Genomic DNA, 3151 nt, shown 5'->3' with positions numbered 1-3151 from the left:
CCCTACAGCTCTTCAGGCAGATATTATTGATGATTTATCCTCGTATTTTAAGGCTGGCAACTCAAAAGAAATTGCGAAAAGTTTCGCCTCAACTATTGAACTTATTATAGTTGATGAAGAAGATGTATACTCAAAAGCACAGGGTGAACAGATTTTAAGAGATTTTTTTGTTAAACATCCGCCAATAAAAACAAGTATTTTTCATAAAATTAATACGAATCCAAATTATCGTTTTGGCGTAATTATTCTAAGTACCGCCAAAGAAACCTTCAGGGTTTCTATTACCATGAAAAAATTCAATACCAGCTTTTCGATTACTGAATTAAGGATCGAACCGGCAAAGGATTAATTGGCTAGTGCCAACTTCATAAGTCGCGGAGGCTAGAAACTTCTGATGTTAACAAATCACTTTAACGCTTCAGTAAATTGTATGCTAACAAATATTTCTTATTTTTGCGGCATAAAATCTACATTTTGGATACTCAACTTATACATCAATTCATAAAAAATGCCCTTGCCGAAGATGTTGGTGATGGTGATCATACTTCACTGTCAACAATTCCACCCGGAACGCAGGGAAAAGCAAAACTGATTATCAAAGAAGATGGTGTTTTGGCTGGAATTGAACTGGCTCTTGAAATTTTTAAGGAAGTTGATGATACTTTAAAGGTTGATGTACTGTTGCAGGATGGTGTAGCGGTAAAAGTAGGCGATATTGCCCTAACCGTTTCAGGAAGTACACATGCTATTTTAATTGCAGAGCGTTTGGTTTTAAATTGTATGCAGCGCATGAGTGGTATTGCAACTAAAACCCATCGGATTGTTTCTTTATTGAAAACAACTAAAACCAAAATTTTAGATACCCGTAAAACCACTCCAGGGCTTCGCTATTTAGAAAAATGGGCAGTAAGGATAGGAGGAGGTGTAAATCACCGCATTGGTTTATATGATATGATCTTAATTAAGGATAATCATGTAGATTATGCAGGAGGAATTTCAAACGCAATTACAGCTGCTAAAAAATATCTAATTGATCAAAATAAATCACTTCAGATCGAAATTGAGGTGCGTAACCTGGAAGAGTTGTCCCAAGTTTTGTCTATTGGTGGTGTAGACCGTATTATGCTTGATAATTTCAGTTTCGAAAACTTAAGAGCTGCGGTTAAATTAATCGACGGTAAATTTATTACAGAGGCTTCTGGAGGAATTACTGAAGAGAATGTTGCCGAATATGYTGCTTGCGGAGTAGATTTTATTTCGATGGGCGCGCTTACACACTCTGTGAAAAGCCTGGATATGAGTTTAAAAGCATACTAAAGTGATTTGCTATAAAATTAAAAGCTTATTTTTTGTATCATTGTAGGCTATGGTTACGGTTTATTCTCTCAGCGCGTTATTAATTGCCTACCTTTTTGGATCTATCCCAACAGCTGTATGGCTTGGTCAGGCCTTTTACGGGGTCGATGTAAGAGAGTATGGAAGTGGCAACGCTGGCGCAACCAATACCTTTAGGGTATTGGGAAAAAAAGCAGGAATTGCTGTAATGATCATCGATATTGCAAAAGGTTATACCGCAACCAATCTGGCCTATTTAATCGGCATGTCGGTAACCGGGCCACAAAATTCAGTTGTTTTTGTCAATTATCAACTTGCACTGGGTGTAACCGCAGTAATGGGACATTTATTTCCTGTTTTTGCAGGTTTTAGAGGCGGAAAAGGTGTTGCTACACTTTTTGGAATGATTTTGGCAGTTAACTTCGAAGCATCTATGCTTTGTGTTCTGGTTTTTGTGGTTGTGTTATTGTTAACTAAATATGTTTCATTAAGCTCCATTTGTGCAGGATTTACTTTTCCGCTCAGTGTGGTGTTCTTGTTTCAGGTTTCAATCAAATCGGAAGTGCTTTATGGCATGGTGGTTTGTATTTTAATCTTAGTTACGCACCAAAAAAACCTCGAAAGATTGCTGAAAGGCAAAGAATCTAAAGTGTATTTGTTTAGGAAGAAAACTAATTAATTAACAAAACACATTTCATTAAAACTTATTTATAGGCTTACTGTTTAATCTACGGTTTTGCTTATCAGTATTTACTAATCATTTAAAATCGCATTATGAAAAAGTTATTTTTAACAGCAAGTGTTGCTGGAGTATTATTATTTAACTCCTGTTCTACCGTTCCTTTAACAGGCCGTAGTCGATTTGATTTAGTGAGTAACGACCAGGTTTTGCCAATGGCTTTCCAGGCTTATAGCACCTTTTTAACGGAGAATAAAACTACAGTTTTACCGGCCTCGAATGCGCAGGCTTTGAAAGTTAAAACCGTTGGTAGTAGATTAATTACGGCTGTAAAATCGTATATGAACAGCAATAATTATGGAAACCTGATTGCAGATTACCAGTGGGAGGTTAATGTAGTACAGAACAACGAGAAAAATGCCTGGTGTATGCCCGGCGGGAAGATTGTAGTTTATACAGGTATTTTACCCATAACACAAGACGACGCAGGTTTGGCCACTGTAATGGGCCATGAGATTGCCCACGCCATTGCAGGTCACTCTGCAGAGCGGATGTCGCAGGAAATGGTTGCTCAGGGTATTGGTGCAGCAGCAGGTGTTGCATTATCTAAAAACCCAAAAACTCAATCTATTTTTAATACGCTTTATGGTGTAGGTACACCAGTGGCGATGTTAAAATTCAGTCGCAATCAAGAATTAGAAGCCGACCGTTTAGGCTTGATTTTTATGGCCATGGCCGGATACAATCCACAAAATGCCACTGCTTTCTGGAATAGAATGTCGGCGGCATCGGCAGGTGCACAAAAACCAGCTGAATTTTTAAGTACCCACCCAAGCGATGCGACACGTATTGCACAGATCCAAAAATATTTACCTGAAGCGCAGCAGTATTATAAGAAATAGGTTTATGATTTAAGGTTTAAGGTGGAAGGTTTTGCATAATGCAGAATTTTCGATCTTTTTAAAGTGTCGTCATACTGAATTTATTTCAGCATCGTTCTTGCTATTAAGATCTTATCGAGCTTGTATCATAAAGATAGATTTGTCATCCTGAGCTTGTCGAAGGACCCGCTTAAATACCCTCTAAGGTGTTTCGACAGGCTCAACATGACAGCATCTGAGGTGAAATGGCCTTTAT

General features: G+C 38.0%; 4 protein-coding genes. All 4 read left to right on the top strand.

Annotation, left to right across the window (positions count from 1 at the left end):
* Positions 1 to 349 (top strand): DUF4783 domain-containing protein (locus AC1DPQ_RS22655; RefSeq protein WP_477610951.1); only part of this gene is annotated, 349 nt, incomplete at its 5' end.
* A gap of 125 nt (positions 350 to 474) precedes the next feature.
* Entirely contained in the window at positions 475 to 1317 is an 843-nt protein-coding gene (nadC, locus tag AC1DPQ_RS22650; RefSeq protein ID WP_477610950.1) for a carboxylating nicotinate-nucleotide diphosphorylase, read from the top strand.
* Positions 1318 to 1366: 49 nt separating this feature from the next.
* The gene (plsY, locus tag AC1DPQ_RS22645) at positions 1367 to 2014 is read left to right on the top strand and encodes a glycerol-3-phosphate 1-O-acyltransferase PlsY (RefSeq protein WP_029279402.1); all 648 of its coding nucleotides are present in this window, start codon (positions 1367 to 1369) and stop codon (positions 2012 to 2014) included.
* Between the two features lie 95 nt (positions 2015 to 2109).
* Positions 2110 to 2916 carry a M48 family metallopeptidase gene (locus AC1DPQ_RS22640; protein WP_029279405.1) on the top strand — a complete coding sequence of 269 codons (807 nt, stop codon included), beginning with the start codon at positions 2110 to 2112 and terminating at the stop codon, positions 2914 to 2916.
* Positions 2917 to 3151 lie beyond the last annotated feature (235 nt).

This window comes from Pedobacter sp. 01T416_2 (genome assembly GCF_056398925.1).
Note: the sequence above shows the minus strand (reverse complement) of the source record. Positions and strands in the feature narration are given on the sequence as shown.